The 937-nt window shown below is 30.2% G+C and carries 1 protein-coding gene and 1 rRNA gene; both read left to right on the top strand.

Annotated features, from left to right (window positions below):
- Positions 1-104, top strand: a 5S ribosomal RNA gene (rrf, locus tag ACSC97_RS18175); the annotation flags it as partial.
- A 103-nt stretch (positions 105-207) separates the two neighbouring features.
- On the top strand, positions 208-597 hold the full coding sequence (locus ACSC97_RS18170) for a hypothetical protein (protein ID WP_436662344.1): 390 nt from the start codon (positions 208-210) through the stop codon (positions 595-597).
- The last annotated feature ends 340 nt before the right edge of the window (positions 598-937 follow it).

The following is a 937-nucleotide window of genomic DNA, read 5'->3' as shown; positions in this document are numbered from 1 at the left end:
TAGCAAGAGTGAACCACCTGATCCCTTCCCGAACTCAGAAGTGAAACCTCTTCGCGCTGATGGTAGTGTGGCGTTTGCCATGTGAGAGTAAGTCATCGCCAGCTTTTAAATACAAACACCCCTAACCTAACGGTTAGGGGTGTTTTTTATTGAAAAGAGAAAATAGGATTTATGCTAATATCCTAATAAAGACTTAGACTATTTATAATGATGATTCAAAAGAATATTTTATGGGTAGATTGTTGTGCGGCTGTTTTAGCCGGTTTAATAGTTTTGCTTGCAGCACAATGGTTGAGTCAAATTTATCATTTACCAAAAAACATTATCATTTTCATTGGTTGTACAAACTTATTGTATGCATGTTATTCATTTATATTAGTAAATTATAGAAGACGATCAACTACTCTCATCAATATTCTTGTGATAGCAAATGGATTTTGGTGCATTATTTGTTTGATTATAATATGGTGGTTTTGGCATGAAATGACGATATTGGCTATTATGCATATTGGTGGAGAAGCAATTTTTGTCGCTACTTTGGCTAAATTCGAGTATCTCTGGAGAAATACGCTAATAGTTAGTGACTTTATTTCATAGTTAATATTAAATCTAAGAGCTATAAAAATCATTAAGCTTAAATAAATCAAATATATATCTAAAAATTAGTAAAAATTCTGAACTCAAATTTTTATAATAGCTAAAAGTCAGACGTGTTTTTTGTTCTATTTTTAATCTAAATGTTTATAAAATTGATCGTTTAAGTGAAAATTTGTTTAATTGGTTATTCTAGTTTTCATCATTTACATAGATATAAATAATAGATTATAGGACTTACGCACTATCATTTATAGATTCTCTGTGGTAGCAGATGATTTTTATCGAGAATAAAGTCATCAATGAAGTCTTTGATGATTGGTCTAAATAAGTTCTTTTGCCA

Source organism: Acinetobacter sp. P1(2025) (assembly GCF_051390655.1).
Taxonomy (GTDB): domain Bacteria; phylum Pseudomonadota; class Gammaproteobacteria; order Pseudomonadales; family Moraxellaceae; genus Acinetobacter; species Acinetobacter junii.
Note: the sequence above shows the minus strand (reverse complement) of the source record. Positions and strands in the feature narration are given on the sequence as shown.